The sequence below is a fragment of the Flavobacterium sp. 11 genome (genome assembly GCF_002754315.1).
Taxonomy (GTDB): Bacteria; Bacteroidota; Bacteroidia; order Flavobacteriales; family Flavobacteriaceae; genus Flavobacterium; species Flavobacterium algoritolerans.
Genome location: NZ_PEFE01000001.1, coordinates 2,255,700 through 2,273,006 on the forward strand (window position 1 = coordinate 2,255,700; position 17,307 = coordinate 2,273,006).

A 17,307-nucleotide genomic window follows, 5' to 3' on the forward strand; every position below is an offset into this window, starting at 1 on the left:
TTTTTTAGAAGATGTTAACTAGTCCATTTAGAAATTGTTTCTTCAATGATTCCTTTTATAATTGGTTTTGGGATATAATCATTCATTCCCGCTTTGAGGCATTTTTCTTTTTCTTCTTTTTCGGTACCAGCAGTTATAGCAATAATAGGTACGTTTTGCCCTGATTTTAAAGTTCTGATTAATTGGGTAGCTTCATATCCATTCATGATAGGCATTTGGATATCCATAAAAATAATATCTGGATTTAATGCTTCAAATTGATCTACAGCATCTTTGCCATTTGTAATTTCAGAAATAACCGGATTTATATATAAGTTTTTAATAATTGTTTTTAGCAATAACATATTGACTTTGTTATCTTCAACAATCATTATTTTGATTTTTTTGATACTGATATTTCTTTTAACGACTATATCTTTAATAGAATCGAAATCAGTTTCAAATAGGCTACCTTTTTCTTCTGGTTCGTTGCTGGTTTTTAAATTCAAATCAAAATAAAAAGTACTGCCGGTATCAATTTCGCTTTCTAGTTGTAAATGGCTATTCATTAAACCTAATAATTGGTTCGAAATGGTTAATCCCAATCCCGTACCACCAAATTTTCTGGTCGTTGAGCTGTCTTCTTGGGAAAATGCCTGAAATATTTTCTTTTTATTCTGTTCTAAAATCCCGATTCCGGTGTCAATTACTGCAAAACGAATTTTAGCATTAGAATCGTCTATTTTTTCAATGACGGTTACATCTAATTGTATCGAACCTTTTTCTGTGAATTTTACTGCATTGGCAAGCAGATTAATCAATATTTGTTTTAAACGTACGCTGTCTACCCAAAAATATTTAGGAATATCGGAGGCTATATTGAGTTTTAAGTTTAATCTTTTTTGATTGGATTCATATAATATTAAATCAATAATTTGACCTAACATTTCTCCAATATCATATTTCTCTATAAATAAATCCAGTTTTCCGGCTTCAATTTTTGAAAAATCCAGAATGTCATTGATGATGTCCAATAAAGAATGTGCCGATTGATTTACCGTGGTGATATATTTCCCTTGGGTTACTCCCAGATTCGTATTCATCAATAAATCAGTAAAACCAATAATTCCGTTCAAAGGCGTTCTAATTTCGTGGCTCATATTTGCCAAGAATTCTGATTTTGCCCTGTTGGCTGCTTCAGCTAATTCCTTTTGCTGTACAACGGTTTCTGTTTTTTTTCTCTCCGTAATATCAATAAAAATACCTTCAATAAATGCAATTTTTCCCTCTTTGTAAATTGCATCCCCAAACTCTTCTACCCAAACAATATGATTGTCTTTATGTATAATTCGGTACGTTAAGTGAATGGCTCTTTTGTTTTCTATGGCATTTTTTTGTGCTGCAATTGTAATTGCTTTATCTTCTGGATGAATTAAGTCAATGAAAGATAATTGATCATTCAGGAAATTTGATTTTGCATATCCTGTTAGTTTTTCAATTTCATCATTAATGTAAATTTTAGTGTTATTTTCATCATAATTAGATAAATAAACGGTTCCGGGAATATTATTGGCTAATAATCGGAACTTTTCTTCACTTTCATTTATAGCTGTCTCGTTAGCAAGACGCTCAATAGAAGAGGCGATGTTACTGGCTAATGTTTGTAAAATATTAACTTCATCCTCTGACCATACTCGTTCATTTTGGGTATCATCAAATCCTAAAAAACCATGGAATTTGTTTCTCACAAAAATTGGAAAAAGAATCAATGAAACCACATCTACATTTGCTAATTTATTCCTCAAAGAAATATTTTCAATTTTAGGAATTATAGCTCTGTATATTTTATTGTTTAAAAGTGGTGTTATTAGCTCTTCAAAGTACTCGTATGGTAAATTTTGAAGCTTTACATTATTCTCAGTTAGTTTTATATTGTGTATTATCCAACGGTATTTTTGACTTATTAATCCAGTATCTTCATCATTCTCATAGTAATAGGCTCGATGGGCTTTTGTTGCTTTTCCCATAATAATGAGTACATCCGAGAAAATATCATTTATATCTTTACTGTTTAAAAACTTCTCTGTACACAGTGCCATTGCTGATAAAAGGTCGCTCTTGTATTCTAATTTTTTCTCAGCTTCATATCTACTGTGCGAAATTATGGTCAATGATACAATGTCCGAAATTGTTCTGGCGAAAATAATATCGTCATTATCCCAATTTCTTTTATGTTTTGAAGTTTCAAAACTGATGGTTCCCATTAATTCCCCATTGATAAAAATCGGAATATCGAGTTGTGATTTGATATCGTATTTTAGAAAATAATTTTCTATAAATTCAGATAATTCCCATTTGTCTAAAACATCTGGCGCACAAATTTGCTTTTTACTTTTTATGGATTCAAAGTAAATAGGATAATTTTCTTTTTCTAAAACATATCCTTTGCTATAGGTATTGGTTTCTAATTCATATAAATTTTTACAAGTAATTACATCTTCGGTATAATTCCAATAACTAACGCGAGAGCATTTACTGACTTTTGCAGCAGATTCAATGATTTGCATTATGCTAAGGTCTAGATTTTTGTAATTACTAAAGTTTGTAGTCGATAGTTTTTTAATCGTTTTGTTGTATTCTTCTACTTTTTTCTGACGAATTTTATTTTCAAATTCAATATCCTTGAATTTTGTAATATCTCTAGCAATACCGGAGTATCCTATTATTTTTCCAGTGTCATTTCGATTAATGATTACTTTTTGGGAAACCCATATTTCTTCTCCGTTTTTCTTCAATAATGGAAATTCAATCGTAGGGAAGTTTTGCTCATTTTCTAACAGGTTTTGGTAAAAATCCATGATGCTGTTGCAGTAATCTTCGCGTATGAATTCTAAATAATGTCTGGTTAGTATTTCTTTTTTTTTGAAACCTAAAGTTTTGATTGTAAATTCATTAATGAAGGTAAAATTGCCATTTTCATCTACCTCAAAAATAAGGTCAATAGCATTTTGAATTAAATTTTCATATTGACTTTGCAAATGAACTTCATTGGTTACATCCTGACCAATACCTATAATTAAATCGTCTGAAAATCTTTTGTCATTCCATTGTATGTGCTTGTATTCTCCATTTTTACATTTAATTTTTCGGATAAACATTCTGTCAACCTTAAATTTAGTGTGATAATCTTCCCCATAAAATTCAGGGTCTTCGGTTAGTTTCCAGTAACCCAATCCCATAACCTGATCAACGGTATATCCTAAAATAGTTTCCACATTTTCGCTGCAAAAAACAATTTCACCTTTTTTATTTGTTGCCAGAATAAGTGAATTTCCTTTATTGATAATTTGATTGTTAAAACGAAATTCAACATCAATATTTAATAATGATACGTGATGAATGTAATTTATAATCAGAATTATAGAACAATAAATAAATAGTGCAATATTAGTTTTTAACGGTATTGCTTCTAAAACATAAGAGATACCTATGAAGATAAAAACGGATGTAACAAAAAACCAGTACACTTTTATAGGTCGTAATACATTGTACGCAAAGTAAAAACAAACTACAAAAGCGGTTATAGGGATAACATCACTTGGCGAATAAATTAGATTACGGGCTATAAAACAAAAATAGATTATGAACAGCGCAATGAAAATTTGTTTGATGTGCCTAAATACAATAATAGATCTGGTACTTATGAAATACAATAAAATTAAAGAAAAGCCAATAGTACAGTTTGGCACTAATAGACTTACAGGTCTAATTTTAAAAATTTCAAAAATCACTTCTATTGCAGGAAGGATGATGCCTAAAAAGAGTAAATAAAGTTGGTATTCTTTGCTTTTTGTAACCGTTTCAACTCCTTTTTTTAAAAGTTTGCTTCTTAAAGTAGATTTGATGGTATAAATTTTATACCCCAAAAAAACAAATAAAGCAGCAATTATTAGCCATAAAAGAGTATTCATCGTTAAAAGATTAGAAGCCCAAAATAAAACTAATTTTGAGTTGTAAATAGTCAATAGGCTACAGTATAACACCATAGAAGTATTTTGATTAGATTTGAATGACTAGATTTGGGGTTCTACCTTGATATTGATTTCAATGTAAGGATTAATTTCAAATAAAAACCAAAATTCAGTAAAATTAAATTTTGGTTTTTAGCTATAAAAAATGTTTTTAGTTTCTATTTTCAACTTCAGTTTCAGGATCAAACCCAATTATTTCGCTGTAAAGAGCATAATACAATGAGTACATAAATGGGATTGTAAAAACGATTCCGATGCAACATCCTATAAATCCTACCAAAGATGCTATAACTCCAATGACAAGTAGTCCCAATATTACTAAAGGTTGTTTAGAAACAATTACAATACTGGCTTGGATTGCTTCAACAGCTTTCAGCTTTCCAAAAATGATTAGTGGAATCATTAAGATGGTAAACAAGGCAATCGTTACTGAAAAAACAACTTCAAGAACTGGTATTTGTATATAATTTAGAATACCTGATAGTATGGAGTTAACGATAGTAATCAAAAATGTTGCTATAAACAGTTCCTTGAAATAAGGTGCTTTGTAATACTCAAACATTGTTGATACATGAAATTCATCGTCTCTTTCGGCACAATATGCCATTTTTATTAAACCAGCAGAAAAAGGGCTAAGCAAACACGTTATTAAAAGAGAGACTCCTGAGAAAATTAACATGGAGTCTAAACTTAAATTCTCCGGCTGTAAATTTTCTGGTTTTAATTTTTCTAAAACAGTTTCTGCGTCAAAAATGGAGAAGAGTACAACAAGAGCTAAAAGACTCATGACTATTGCAAAAACAAAAAATATTAAACCGCCATACACTGCAATTTTTTTATAATTTTCGAATGCATGGTTGAAAACATTTCCAAAATCTAAGGTGTATCCATTCTTTTTTATTTCCTCAATACGGTCTTGTGTAGTTTTAATCATTTGGTTTTGGTATTATTTGGTTTGTTAGTTTTTTATATTTTAAAATAGACTTCTTCAAAAGGAACTCTAAATCGTTCCCCGTAAACGCCTTGTTCTTCTCTTATTCCGCAGCCTAAAATCATGTTTATTTCTGAACGAGCCGGTAAATGTAATATTTTTTTAATTCTCAGCGAATCAAAACCTTCCATTGGACACGTATCATAATTTATGGCCGCCATGCTTATCATAAAATTCTGTGCTGCAAGTCCCGCACTTTTTTGTGCTACAATGCGCATGTCGCTTTGTCTGGCTTGTCTGTAGATGGGTTTGAATATTCCAATAACTTGAAAAACAAGAAATTTTATCATGCCGATAATTCCTAAAAAAAATCAAAATAAAGGGTCGGAATAATTTTCTGATAGTAATTCAAAGCAAATTTTTCTCTTTTCGAATAATCCGCTTCGGGCTTATTACCATATTGAGTTTTTAGATGTGCAATATTCGATTGTACTCTTTTGCGCCATAAATCTTTCCTCGCCAGAACAACCACTATTTGTTGTGCTGTTTTTGCAGCATTCTGATCAAAACTGGCTTTTGCTATTTCTTGTATTATTTCTGGCGAAACAATATGGTAGAATTCCCAAAGTTGCATATTACTGCTCGTGGGTGCCAAAGTCGCTAATTGAATGCATTCTTTTACTTTTTGCTCATCAATAGCTTCGTTTTTAAAAACCCGAACGGATCGCCTGTATTTTATGGCCTCACTTACTGATTTTTCATTGGTTACAACCATTTTAATATTTTTTGAATGGTTTTTAATTTGTCTTTATAGGGCGCATAACGCATCGGTAAATCGAGCCAAGTCCCTTTTTTTACAATTGCTTTTTTATGGGAAAAAATATCAAAACTTAATTTTCCATGATACGCTCCCATTCCGGAATTTCCAACACCGCCAAAAGGCAGGCGATTATTGGCCAAATGAATTACGGTATCATTGATGCAACCACCACCGAAAGAATATTTTTGCAACACTTCATCGATAAAGGATTTGTTTTGGGAAAATAAATACAGGGATAATGGTTTTTCGAAGCTCGAAATTATTTTTTCAATATCAGCTTTTGATTCATAAGAAAGTATTGGGAGTATTGGGCCAAAAATTTCTTCTGTCATCACTAAACTATCCATTTTTGGCTCGTCAAGTAAAGTGGGAGCAAGGTATAATGTCTCTTTGTTAGATTGTCCGCCAAAAAGTATTTCTTGATTTTCCAATAAACGTAATTGACGTTCCCAATTTTTAAAATTGATGATTCTCGCAAAATCAGATGATTCTTCCGGGTTTGTTCCAAGTGCTTTTTGAATTTCTTGAATTAATAATTTTACGAAAGTATCTTTCATTTTTTGGTGTACCAAAATATAATCAGGTGCAACACAGGTTTGTCCGGCGTTTATGATTTTCCCCCATACAATGCGTCGCGCGCTTAATTCTAAATTAGCGGTTTCGTCAACTATGCAAGGACTTTTTCCGCCTAATTCCAGGGTAGCGGGCGTTAAGTTTTCGGCAGCTGCTTTTGCCACTATTTTTCCAACAGCGACACTTCCCGTGAAAAAAATATAGTCCCAGCGTTGATTTAATAATTCCTGTGCAATTGTGGCATCTCCCGTGACAACCACAACATCTTTTACAGCAAACGTTTCAGTGATAATTTTAGAAATGATATTCGAAGTATTCGGAGTGAGTTCAGATGGTTTTAAAGTCACTTTATTCCCTGCGGCAACAGCGGCAACAAGGGGACATAAAGCCAATTGAAACGGATAATTCCACGGTGAAAGTATTAAAACATTGCCGTAAGGTTCACTGTAGACGTAATCAGAAGAAGGGAAATTTAAAAATGAAGGGAAAACTCTTTTTGGCTTCGCCCAAGAATCGATGTTTTTTATCGTCTCTTTTAAATCACTGATGACGTAATTAGTTTCAGTTAAAACGGCTTCAAATGCAGGTTTCTTAAAATCATCATACAAAGCCTTGATTATTGCCTCTTCATTTTCTATAATGTTGTGCAATAATTTTTTAAGGGACTCTTTTCGGAAAGCAATTTCTGTATGATACTTCATTGGATGATTTTAATTTAAAATTACATAAATATTATTTTAAACCCACTCTATATCCGAAATAAAAAAACAAAAAAAACAGGAATAATTAGTTAATGCTACATTTTTTTAAGGTAAAATATAAAAAAGAATAAAAAGCAGTTCAAGTATTTTTATATTACAATGTTTCATAAAATTAAGTGGGAATGAACGCGATGTTTTGAATATATTTGATTGATGAAAAGGGATGAAGGTTATCTCTAATAAAATTAAAGTTAATACAAATCGTAAAAAATGAAAAAAAATATTTTATCAATAATGCTCTTGTTTTGTAGTTATTTATCAATTGCTCAAGAGAAAGAAATTAAAGCAGTCCTAGAAAAGCAACGTTTAGATTGGAATAATGGGGATATGATTGGATATATGCAAGGTTATTTAAAATCCGATTCTTTACTATTTGTTGGAAAAACAGGACCGTTTTACGGCTGGGAAAAAAACTTACAAGTCTATCAGCAAGTCTATCCTGACAAAGCCGCTATGGGTAACCTAACTTTTGATATCATACAAATTAAAATGATTGATAAAAAATATGCTTTCGTTTTAGGAGGTTGGAATTTGCAAATGGAAAAAGGGGAACAAAAAGGATTTTTTACTTTATTAGTCGAAAAATTTAAAGAAGGCTGGAAAATCGTAGTAGACCATTCTAGTTAGGTTTTTATATAGTGAGAGATGTAACAACAGTTTTAGATGAAATTAGTTTTCTAAATAGCATTCCAAATCACATCATCAGGTGTTGGTGCAATGATTTCTATATTTTCTTTGGTAACAGGATGTACAAAAACTAGTTTTCTGGCGTGCAAATGAATGCCGCCATCAGGATTACTTCGGTCAAAACCATATTTTAAATCGCCTTTTATCGGTGAACCAATTGCAGAAAGTTGAGCCCGAATTTGATGGTGTCTCCCCGTGTGAAGATTGATTTCCAGAGCAAAATAATTATTGAGTTCCTTAATGATTTTATAATCTAAACTGGCAAGTTTACTTTCGGGAACTTCTTTTAAATGTGCTTTTGAAGTGTTGTTCTTCTCGTTTCTTTTTAGAAAATGAACCAATTTATCCTCAGGCTTTGAAGGTTTATTTTTGACAATACACCAATACGTTTTTTTGGTTTCACGGTTACTGAACAACTCATTCATTCTCGTCAACGCTTTACTCGTTCGGGCAAAAACGACTATTCCAGTTGTCGGTCTATCCAAACGATGCACCACACCCAGAAATACTTCTCCAGGTTTGTTGTACTTATCTTTGATGTATTCTTTCACCACATCAGACAATGGTTTATCACCCGTTTTATCACCCTGCACAATATCGCCTACACGTTTGTTTACCACAATAAGGTGATTGTCTTCGTGTAGCACTTGAAGGTTGTTTTTATTCGAAACTATTTTCATTTGGATTTTTAGATTTTTAGACTTCTTAGATTTTTAGACAAGTTAGACTTTTTAGATAGTTAGATTCTTAAACAAGTCTTGCAGTCTGAAAATCTAAGAAAGTCTATAATAAAGTTGCTCTAAATCTTGAAGTCATTTTAATAATTTCGTTTAGCATATTTGATAATTCTATTAAATCTTCGGGAGTGATAAAACCTAAATCGGATGAAATAAGAATTTGTGTTTCAACTTCATAAGCTGAACCGATGGCAATTTCTAAAAATCGTGCAAAGTCCTTATTAGATTGTCTTGATGATCCTTCAGCAATATTAGACGGAATAGAAACAGCAGCTCTTCTTAATTGATTTGTTAGCCCAAATTTTTCATCGTTAGGAAAAGACAAAGTCACTTTATAAATTTTAGAACAAAAAAAATCTACTTTTTTTCCAAATCTCTAAATCCTTAAATCGATGCATTTCTACTTTTTTTAGTCTAACAATCCAATAATCTAAGAAGTCTAATTTTAATATTGCTCGCTTGAATTAGGAAAATCACTTGATTTCACATCGGCAACATATTGACCGATGGCAGTTGTCATTCCTTCGTATAAATTCATGTATCTTCTTAAGAAACGCGGGCTAAATTCATTGTTCATTCCTAACATGTCGTGAATCACCAAAACTTGTCCGTCAACTCCGCCACCTGCACCAATCCCAATTACTGGAATAGAAATACTTTGGGCAACTTTCTCGGCTAAATGAGCAGGAATTTTTTCTAACACTAATCCGAAACAACCTAATCTTTCCAATAATTTAGCATCTTCAATAAGTTTATCTGCTTCTTCCTCTTCTTTGGCACGAACTGTATAGGTTCCAAATTTATAAATAGATTGTGGTGTTAAACCCAAATGTCCCATCACTGGAATTCCTGCGTTTAATATTTTCTTGATTGAATCTTTAATTTCTTTACCACCTTCCAGTTTTACGGCATGACCACCACTTTCTTTCATAATTCTGATGGCAGAACGCAATGCTTCTTTAGGATCTGATTGGTAACTTCCAAAAGGTAAATCCACGACAACCAATGCTCTTTCTATAGCTCTCACCACAGATGACGCGTGATAAATCATTTGGTCCAAAGTAATTGGCAAAGTCGTTTCGTGACCGGCCATTACATTCGATGCAGAGTCACCCACTAAAATGACATCAATTCCGGCAGTATCAACGATCTTTGCCATGGTATAATCGTATGCTGTAAGCATGGAAATTTTCTCTCCATTAGCTTTCATCTCAATCAGTGATTTTGTAGTAATCCTTTTATAATCTTTTTTTGCGACAGACATATTTGTTGTTTTAAGATTGTAAAGGTAATAAAATGTATATTTTTAACTCAAAAATGTAACAGTAATGTTATTTGTAATACCAATTTATTAAAAAAGTAATTATGCGTAAAATAGTAGTATTGATAGTATTGTTCATCTCGGCAAATTCTCAGGCTCAAAATCAAGAAATTCAAAAAGTGGTTGATACTTTTTTCGAGGCTTTTCATGCCAAAGATACTCTGAAATTACAGGCTCTTTGTGAGGATACAATGATTTTACAATCTATTAGCGAGAATGCTAAAGGCACCAAATTATCCAATGAAAAGCCACAAGTATTTTTTAAATCGATAGCTTCTATTCCTGCTGAATTAAAGTTTCAGGAAAAAATTATGAGTTATTCCATTCAAGTGGATGGCGTTATGGCACACGCTTGGACGCCTTATGAGTTTTATATGAATGGTAAATTAAGTCATAAAGGGGTGAATGCTTTTACGCTTTTCAAAAAAGATAACATTTGGAAAATCGTTCATCTTATTGATACCCGAAGAAAGTAGTTTTGGTTTCACTTTTCATGAAATAATGAATTTTGTTTCATGAAAAGTGAAATGATTTCTGTGGATTTTCAAAAGAGTTTAACAATATAAATCAATACGTGTCGTCATTCAAGTCTGATTCTTCTTCCTTTGCTTTTTTGTAATCATTGTTCAAGAAATGAGTGTATTTCTTTTTTTCTTTTTGATTTTTTCTAATAAGAAATACAATCAAAATAAGCACACAAATGATTACAATGCTGACTATTATCCAATTAATTTCCATTATTTCCGGTTTAAGAATAGGTATTAAATATACTGTAAATAGTTGAATTATAGATTATCAGTGTTTTAAATTTGTATTATTAAATTTAACAATCTGCCAGATTTACGGCAATGGCTAATCCACCTTCAGAAGTTTCTTTGTACTTATTATTCATATCTTTGGCAGTTTGCCACATTGTGTCTACCACTTTATCCAAAGGTACTTTTGCGTTTTTTGGGTCGGTTTCTAAAGCTAGTTCAGCAGCATTAATGGCTTTTATGGCACCCATTGTATTTCTTTCGATACACGGAATCTGAACCAAACCGCCAATAGGATCACAAGTCAATCCCAAATGATGTTCCATGGCAATTTCGGCAGCCATTAAAACCTGTTCAGGAGTTCCGCCCATCAATTCGCATAAAGCGGCTGCGGCCATCGAGGAAGAAACACCAATTTCGGCTTGACAACCACCCATTGCTGCGGATATTGTAGAGCCTTTCTTGAAAATACTGCCTATTTCTCCGGCAACCATCAGGAATTGTTTGATTTCTTTTTCTCCAGCATTGTGGTTTTCAATCACTAAATAATACATCAAAACAGCTGGGATAACGCCTGCACTTCCATTCGTTGGAGCAGTAACCACGCGCCCTAAAGCAGCGTTTACTTCATTTACCGCAAGGGCAAAACAAGAAACCCATTTCAGGATTTGGCGAAATTTCACTTCTGTTTTTCTAATTTCTTCGAGCCAGCTTTGAGGCGAATCATAATTGGCTAGACCGATGAGGTTTTGGTGCATATCAAAAGCACGGCGACGCACATTTAATCCGCCTGGAAGAATCCCTTCAGAATGGCAACCAATGTACATGCATTCGAGCATCGTTTTCCAAATGCGCATCAATTCATGATCGATAACAGCTTCGGTACGCATCGATTTTTCGTTTTCATAAACGATTTCCGATATGGATTTGTTTTCTTTTTTGCAATAATCCAATAGTTCGGATGCTTTGTCAATAGGATACGGAAAAGCACATTTTATCTGGATTTTCTTTTTGGCGTTGATGCGTTCTTCTTTGACCACAAATCCGCCACCAATAGAATAAAAGGTAGAAACGTATTCGCTATCATCCGTCATATAAGCTGTAAAAGTCATTCCATTGGCATGAAAAGGAAGGAAGTTTTTATTGAAAACGATGTCTTGGAGGAAATAAAAAGGAATTGGTTTTTCGTTTCCTAAATTGATTTCGTTTTTGGATTCAATGGATTTAATGATTGCATCAATATTTTCCACTGGAATGTATTCCGGATCTTGCCCGCTTAAACCCAGCATTACGGCTAAATCCGTGGCGTGTCCTTTTCCGGTTAACGAAAGGGAGCCGTATAAATCTATTTTTACCCGGTTTACAGTATGAAGTAAATTTTCGTTTCTCAATTCACTAAGAAAGCGTTCTGCAGCTCTCCAAGGTCCAAGTGTGTGCGAACTCGAAGGTCCTACACCAATTTTTAGCATGTCAAAAACTGAGATACATTCTTCCATCTGTAGTGTGAATTTTGTTGTCTGCAAATATAATAGAATGTAGCAATGATACTAATCTAAAATAGAATAATATTGTTTATTTAATAATGAATATTGCCGTATTGTTATTATTCTTCAAGAAAAAATGAATTAATAAAAACTTGAGGATTAGTAAAATCAATATTTCACTAATCCGAAATTTAGCTTGTGCAATACTTGTTAAATGGCTATTTTTGAAGCATAACTAACCCAAAAAAATATGAAAAAGACCGTTTTTTCTTTTTATCTAATGCTAACTTTGGTGCTAAGTGTTCATTCGCAAGTGCAAAGTCCTTCTCAATTTTTACCCAATTACGGAAAACAAATTACCTATTATCATCAGGCTGAAAATTATTTCAAGCATCTTACGGAAAAGTCCACTTTTATCAAACATCAGAAATATGGTGTAACACCGGAACAAAGGGATTTGAATGTGTATTTTATTTCCAGTCCGGATAACTTGGCTAATTTAGAACAAATTCGAAATAACAATTTAGCCGCCATTGGTTTATCCGAGAATAAATCTCAAATGATTGGCGATAAGTTAATTGTATGGTTGAGTTTTAATGTTCACGGAAATGAATTTGCAGGAACCGAAAGCGCGATGACAGTGGCTTATGAATTAGTAAATCCTTCGAATGCAGAAACTAAAAAGTGGCTAGAGAATACGATTGTAATCCTTGATCCATGCATTAATCCTGATGGATATTCCAGATACGGAAATTGGTTAAGAGAGATTTCAGGTAAAAAAACGCATCCTGAATTGTCAGACAGAGAACACATGGAAGTTTGGCCAGGTGGTAGATACAACCATTATATTTTTGATTTAAATAGAGACTGGGCGTGGCAAACACAACCGGAAACCCAACAGCGTATTGCATTATACAACCAATGGATGCCTCAAGTTCATACTGATGTGCACGAAATGGGATATAATTCTCCGTATTTCTTTCCCCCATCAGCAGAACCTTTGCACGAATACATTGAAAAGTATCAAAAAGATTTTCATTACACTTTAGGGAAAAACATTTCTAAGAAATTCGATGCTCAAAACTGGATGTACAATACCGGGGAACGTTTTGATTTGTTTTATCCAAGTTATGGTGATACATATCCTACTTATAACGGAGCAGTAGGAATGACATTGGAGCAAGGAGGAATAGGAGCAGGAAGAGAAGTTGTGATGAGTAACGGAATCAATTTGACTATTAAAGACCGATTGACGCATCACGCAACGGCTGTTTTAACGGTTGTGGAATCGGCGGCATCACAAGCGGATGTTTTGTTGAAAGGATTCAGAGGTTTTATGAATAATTCTCGAAAAACAGTTAAGGGAAATTATAAAATGTATGTGATGAAAAACAATCCGAAATTAATTCAAATGGCGGATTTGTTGAAAAAAAATAATGTAGAATTCAGTTATGCCGATGCTAGTCAAAAAGCTTCGGGATTCAATTACAACACTAAGTCAGAGAAAGGTTTTACGATTGAACCGAATGATTTGATTGTAAAAGTAGACCAACAAAAAGCCGTTTTTGCACAAGTGCTTTTTGAACCGAACCAAAAACTAAATGACAGTTTATCGTATGACATTACCTCTTGGGCATTGCCTTTGGCGTATGGAGTTGAAGGATATGCGGTAAAAAATAGTTTAGCCATTAAAACAAAAGCGTCAATTGAAGCGCTGGAAAAAACGATTCCTAAAAATGTATATGCATTTCATATTCCGTGGAATAACAGAATCTCAGCTCAGGTTTTATCTTTGTTGCACCAAAATAATATCAAGGTGCGATCAGCGATGAAAAAAGCGATTTTTGGGGATACAACTGTTGAGCCGGGAGGTTTACTGGTTACGAAAACTGACAATCCTAATGTTGTTGACTTTGAAAAAACGATTACTGATCTTGTGAAAATAAAAACAGATTTTAATTACATCTTAACTGGTTTTTCTTCGAATTCTAAAGATGTTGGTGGTGAAAATTTCAATTTATTAAAAGCTCCAAAAATTGTTTTATTGTCAGGCAAAGGAGTTGGTTCTACTGAATTTGGTTCTGTTTGGTATTATCTGGAAGAAACGGTGGGTTATCCGGTAAGTGTTGTGGATGCGGATAATTTTAAAAGAATAAAATTATACAATTACAACACATTGATATTGCCTGATGGCTATTACAATTTCTCTGAAGAACAACAGAAACAAATTGCAGAATGGGTTAAAAATGGTGGAAAAGTGATTGCCATGAATAGTGCCCTTAGTTTATTTGAAGGAAAAGAAGGATATGCTTTGAGTCCTTTTGCTACGGATGAAGACAAACTTAGCTCTGAAAAAGAAGACTCTGAAAATGAATTAAAAGAACGATTCTTAGATTTCCAAGATACTGAACGCAGGTATATTTCTAAATCGATTCCTGGGGCTATCATTGAGAATCTTTTGAATAAAACACATCCAATGTCTTTTGGTTTAGGAGATAAATATTTCAGCTTAAAAACGGATGACAGACATTATTCATTATTGAAAAAGGCAACAAATGTTGTTTACGTGCCTAAAGATTATAAGAGTTACGGTTTTGTTGGTAATGAAATCAAAAAGAAATTGAATAATACAGTAAGCTTTGCTGTCGATAAGAAAGAAAATGGCGAAGTAATTTATATGGTTGATAATCCATTGTTTAGAGGTTTCTGGGAAAACGGAAATTTATTGTTCAGTAATGCATTATTCTTGGTGGACTAAAATTTGAATATTTATCATACAAAAAGAGCACGATAATTATCGTGCTCTTTTTTTTATCCAGATTGTATTGTTTTAAAAAGGGTAGCCAATAGCCAAGTTGAAAATTAAATTTTCTTTTCGCCAAGCGCCACTTCCAAAGTTGATTTGATCCAAAACCCAACGATCGCCATCAGGCAAATATGGTTTCCGAATAGGGAAGGCGAGGTCTGTTCTAAGAATCAAAAACGAGAAATCGAAACGCAATCCGGCTCCGGCTCCAACGGCTATTTCGTTCAGGAATTTTTTTGAAAATTTGGCTCCTGGTTTATCAGGATTTTCATTCAATAGCCAGATGTTCCCAGCATCTAAGAACAAAGCACCTTTCACCAATCCGTAAATTTTAGCACGGTATTCGGTATTAAATTCCAATTTTATATCACCGGATTGATCGGGCAAAAAAGTATTGGTGTTGGTTGATGCGCCATCAAAACTTCCCGGACCAATGGAACGTGCTCTAAAGGCTCGTAGACTATTGGTTCCACCAATGAAAAACTGTTTGATAAAAGGCATTTCACGGGAGTTTCCGTAAGCAAATCCAGCACCTGCAATTATTCGGCTGGCTATTTGAGAATCTGGGCCTAATTTATAGTAATGTCTAAAATCATTTTCTATTTTGACAAATTGACTAAACGGAACATCAAATAATTTAATGGTATCGCCTTTTCGAACATTTGCTCCCGAAACAATTCCTGCCACATTTCCTGCTAAGTCGATACTCCCTTTGTAGTAAAAGGTATTTTTCTTTCTTTTTTGAAGTGTATTGGTGTAGGTATAGGAATAAGTTGGCCCAAAAATCAATTGCTTTTCAATTACTTTTCCCAAAGATTCATTTTTCAGAATTTGTTCTTGGTATAAAGCAGTAACGTTTTCCGGACTGGCGTATGTAATCTCAGTAACATTGAATAAATGTTCTTTTCGTTCGTTTTCTTTCCATAAATAGCCAAAAGAACCTTTGAAGGTTTGCAGGGAATATAATTTGGTTCTGTTTTGGAATTCATATCCTAATGTTGCCTTCGTCTTTGGAACAAAACCACTTGGAGAATTTAGTTTAAAAGGCGCTACTAATCGTGGCCAAACTAAATTTGCTTCGGTTCCAATACGGTATACATTAAACCCATTGTTTTGCCCGGAAACTTGTACTTCAACACCACCAAAAGCAGAAATGGTAAGCAATTCAGCACCTCTAAACGTATTTCGATTACTCCAGTTTAAATTGAGTTCCGTTCCGGTATAATTAGCGGAGTTTGTTTTGGCTAATAATTCCAGTCGGATTGATTTTTTAGGTAATGGCGTCAGATAATAATACGCATCCAGATAATTTCCTGTGGTATCAGAAACTCTGAATTGATTTTTCACAAATTTGAAAGTCCCCAGATTTACTAATCGATTCAAGGATAAATTATGGTCGGTACGGTTGTATAAATCATTTTTTTTGAAATACAATGCTCTGTCAAAAATGCGGGGTTTGAATAAATTCTCCGGATCAATAATAGTTAAATCATTGTATTTTTTGATAGAATCCATATTGTTTTTTACACTGTCAGAACCAATGGAATAGTTTGGATAAACAATAATTTTATTGATTTTGTATGGTGTCTCTGCTCGTTTTGGAGCTTCGTCTTTTACTTTTACAATAAGATCCACCTGATGGTCTGCAACAGTTGTATCTACTTGCACTTTAAGATAATCAGGATTAAAATAGAAGAATCCTTTTTCTTTTAGTCTGGCATCAATGCGAATTCTTTCTTCTTTGATGGCGTCAAGACTGTAACCTTCTTCTTTTTTTAACAAACTTCTTCGTCTGGTATTGCGAACTGCAGTCGAAATTATGGAAGAATCCGTGGGGAATTTTACTTCTTTAATTTTATATTGTTTTCCGGGTTTTACAATGTATTCTGCGGTTGCTTTTTTACCATGTCGGGTTGAATCTGCCGAAGTTCTTGTATTGAAATAGCCACTGTTTTCGGCAAAGTTTTGCAAAACACTTTTGTTGTATTCTAAATCTACTTGGCTGTATAAAACAGGAGCTTCGCCCACTTTGGTTCTCAACCAGTAGCGCCATCCTTTTTCTTTCTTTGGCGTCCCAGCCAAATTATAGATGTATAGTTTCGGTCTTAATCCCAAAATCGAAGAATTTGGTTTTGGTCTAAGAACTTCTTTTAATGCCGTTTTTAATGCTTTTTTTTCTTTTTTAGACATTTCCTTTTCTTCAACGGTTACTTTTGCACCCGTATACAATAGTTCTCCTTCGGGCAGAAATCTCGTATTGCTACACGATGAAGCGAACAATGCTAAAAAAAGAAAATATAGTATATGGCTCTTGTTCATCAATTTATTATTTATTAAAAAAAATTAAACCATTAAGGAATTAAGTTTCATTAAGGAAAATCAATTGGTTTGTTTTCTTAATTTCTTAATGGTGCAAAAACTT

At 33.3% G+C, this 17,307-nt stretch carries 14 protein-coding genes; 3 read left to right on the plus strand and 11 right to left on the minus strand.

Annotated elements, in window-relative coordinates:
* Window positions 1–14 precede the first annotated feature (14 nt).
* The 5 genes from CLV00_RS09780 to CLV00_RS09795 all read right to left on the minus strand — a co-directional run bounded on the left by CLV00_RS09780 (window position 15) and on the right by CLV00_RS09795 (window position 7,035).
* A complete protein-coding gene (locus CLV00_RS09780) occupies window positions 15–3,950 on the minus strand; it encodes a PAS domain S-box protein (RefSeq protein ID WP_158234596.1) in 3,936 nt (1,311 codons plus the stop codon).
* 211 nt (window positions 3,951–4,161) lie between these two features.
* Complete coding sequence (locus CLV00_RS09785; protein ID WP_233206880.1) at window positions 4,162–4,944, minus strand: hypothetical protein; 783 nt, start codon at window positions 4,942–4,944, stop codon at window positions 4,162–4,164.
* 32 nt (window positions 4,945–4,976) lie between these two features.
* Window positions 4,977–5,291, minus strand: coding sequence for a nitroreductase family protein (locus CLV00_RS16665; RefSeq protein ID WP_369800934.1), 315 nt, complete (start codon window positions 5,289–5,291; stop codon window positions 4,977–4,979).
* A gap of 11 nt (window positions 5,292–5,302) precedes the next feature.
* Window positions 5,303–5,716 (minus strand): nitroreductase family protein, encoded by a 414-nt coding sequence (locus tag CLV00_RS16670; RefSeq protein ID WP_369800935.1) that lies wholly within the window; start codon window positions 5,714–5,716, stop codon window positions 5,303–5,305.
* A complete protein-coding gene (locus CLV00_RS09795) occupies window positions 5,707–7,035 on the minus strand; it encodes an aldehyde dehydrogenase (RefSeq protein WP_099714996.1) in 1,329 nt (442 codons plus the stop codon). The genes CLV00_RS16670 and CLV00_RS09795 overlap by 10 nt, the downstream gene beginning before the upstream one ends.
* 270 nt (window positions 7,036–7,305) lie before the next feature.
* Here CLV00_RS09795 and CLV00_RS09800 point away from each other — a divergent pair, with 270 nt between their 5' ends.
* The gene (locus CLV00_RS09800) at window positions 7,306–7,722 is read left to right on the plus strand and encodes a nuclear transport factor 2 family protein (RefSeq protein WP_099714998.1); all 417 of its coding nucleotides are present in this window, start codon (window positions 7,306–7,308) and stop codon (window positions 7,720–7,722) included.
* 50 nt (window positions 7,723–7,772) lie between these two features.
* On the opposite strand, the gene CLV00_RS09805 is transcribed toward CLV00_RS09800, so the two are convergent.
* From CLV00_RS09805 to panB, 3 genes are all read right to left on the minus strand, one after another.
* Window positions 7,773–8,462 (minus strand): RluA family pseudouridine synthase, encoded by a 690-nt coding sequence (locus CLV00_RS09805; protein ID WP_199074788.1) that lies wholly within the window; start codon window positions 8,460–8,462, stop codon window positions 7,773–7,775.
* Window positions 8,463–8,565: 103 nt separating this feature from the next.
* Window positions 8,566–8,850 carry a four helix bundle protein gene (locus tag CLV00_RS09810; protein WP_367881666.1) on the minus strand — a complete coding sequence of 95 codons (285 nt, stop codon included), beginning with the start codon at window positions 8,848–8,850 and terminating at the stop codon, window positions 8,566–8,568.
* A gap of 114 nt (window positions 8,851–8,964) precedes the next feature.
* The gene (gene panB / locus CLV00_RS09815; RefSeq protein WP_099715002.1) at window positions 8,965–9,783 is read right to left on the minus strand and encodes a 3-methyl-2-oxobutanoate hydroxymethyltransferase; all 819 of its coding nucleotides are present in this window, start codon (window positions 9,781–9,783) and stop codon (window positions 8,965–8,967) included.
* A 101-nt stretch (window positions 9,784–9,884) separates the two neighbouring features.
* On the opposite strand from panB, the gene CLV00_RS09820 reads away from it, so the two are divergent.
* Window positions 9,885–10,316: a 3-methyl-2-oxobutanoate hydroxymethyltransferase gene (locus CLV00_RS09820; RefSeq protein WP_099715004.1), complete on the plus strand. Its 432-nt coding sequence runs from the start codon at window positions 9,885–9,887 to the stop codon at window positions 10,314–10,316.
* A 91-nt stretch (window positions 10,317–10,407) separates the two neighbouring features.
* Here CLV00_RS09820 and CLV00_RS16465 read toward each other — a convergent pair whose 3' ends face one another.
* Both CLV00_RS16465 and CLV00_RS09825 read right to left on the minus strand, forming a co-directional pair.
* Entirely contained in the window at window positions 10,408–10,578 is a 171-nt protein-coding gene (locus tag CLV00_RS16465) for a hypothetical protein (RefSeq protein WP_199074790.1), read from the minus strand.
* 85 nt (window positions 10,579–10,663) lie between these two features.
* Complete coding sequence (locus CLV00_RS09825; protein ID WP_099715006.1) at window positions 10,664–12,091, minus strand: L-serine ammonia-lyase; 1,428 nt, start codon at window positions 12,089–12,091, stop codon at window positions 10,664–10,666.
* A 238-nt stretch (window positions 12,092–12,329) separates the two neighbouring features.
* Here CLV00_RS09825 and CLV00_RS09830 point away from each other — a divergent pair, with 238 nt between their 5' ends.
* A complete protein-coding gene (locus CLV00_RS09830; RefSeq protein WP_099715008.1) occupies window positions 12,330–14,837 on the plus strand; it encodes a M14 family zinc carboxypeptidase in 2,508 nt (835 codons plus the stop codon).
* Window positions 14,838–14,909: 72 nt separating this feature from the next.
* On the opposite strand, the gene CLV00_RS09835 is transcribed toward CLV00_RS09830, so the two are convergent.
* Complete coding sequence (locus CLV00_RS09835; RefSeq protein WP_099715010.1) at window positions 14,910–17,204, minus strand: BamA/TamA family outer membrane protein; 2,295 nt, start codon at window positions 17,202–17,204, stop codon at window positions 14,910–14,912.
* Between the last annotated feature and the right edge of the window lie 103 nt (window positions 17,205–17,307).

Excerpts from the sequence above, each read along its gene's own strand:
- CLV00_RS09780 (WP_158234596.1), bottom strand. The coding sequence starts at position 3,950 with ATGAATACTCTTTTATGGCTAATAATTGCTGCTTTATTTGTTTTTTTG.
- CLV00_RS09785 (WP_233206880.1), bottom strand. The coding sequence starts at position 4,944 with ATGATTAAAACTACACAAGACCGTATTGAGGAAATAAAAAAGAATGGA.
- CLV00_RS16665 (WP_369800934.1), bottom strand. The coding sequence starts at position 5,291 with ATGATAAAATTTCTTGTTTTTCAAGTTATTGGAATATTCAAACCCATC.
- CLV00_RS16670 (WP_369800935.1), bottom strand. The coding sequence starts at position 5,716 with ATGGTTGTAACCAATGAAAAATCAGTAAGTGAGGCCATAAAATACAGG.
- CLV00_RS09795 (WP_099714996.1), bottom strand. The coding sequence starts at position 7,035 with ATGAAGTATCATACAGAAATTGCTTTCCGAAAAGAGTCCCTTAAAAAA.
- CLV00_RS09800 (WP_099714998.1), top strand. The coding sequence starts at position 7,306 with ATGAAAAAAAATATTTTATCAATAATGCTCTTGTTTTGTAGTTATTTA.
- CLV00_RS09805 (WP_199074788.1), bottom strand. The coding sequence starts at position 8,462 with ATGAAAATAGTTTCGAATAAAAACAACCTTCAAGTGCTACACGAAGAC.
- panB (WP_099715002.1), bottom strand. The coding sequence starts at position 9,783 with ATGTCTGTCGCAAAAAAAGATTATAAAAGGATTACTACAAAATCACTG.
- CLV00_RS09820 (WP_099715004.1), top strand. The coding sequence starts at position 9,885 with ATGCGTAAAATAGTAGTATTGATAGTATTGTTCATCTCGGCAAATTCT.
- CLV00_RS16465 (WP_199074790.1), bottom strand. The coding sequence starts at position 10,578 with ATGGAAATTAATTGGATAATAGTCAGCATTGTAATCATTTGTGTGCTT.
- CLV00_RS09825 (WP_099715006.1), bottom strand. The coding sequence starts at position 12,091 with ATGGAAGAATGTATCTCAGTTTTTGACATGCTAAAAATTGGTGTAGGA.
- CLV00_RS09830 (WP_099715008.1), top strand. The coding sequence starts at position 12,330 with ATGAAAAAGACCGTTTTTTCTTTTTATCTAATGCTAACTTTGGTGCTA.
- CLV00_RS09835 (WP_099715010.1), bottom strand. The coding sequence starts at position 17,204 with ATGAACAAGAGCCATATACTATATTTTCTTTTTTTAGCATTGTTCGCT.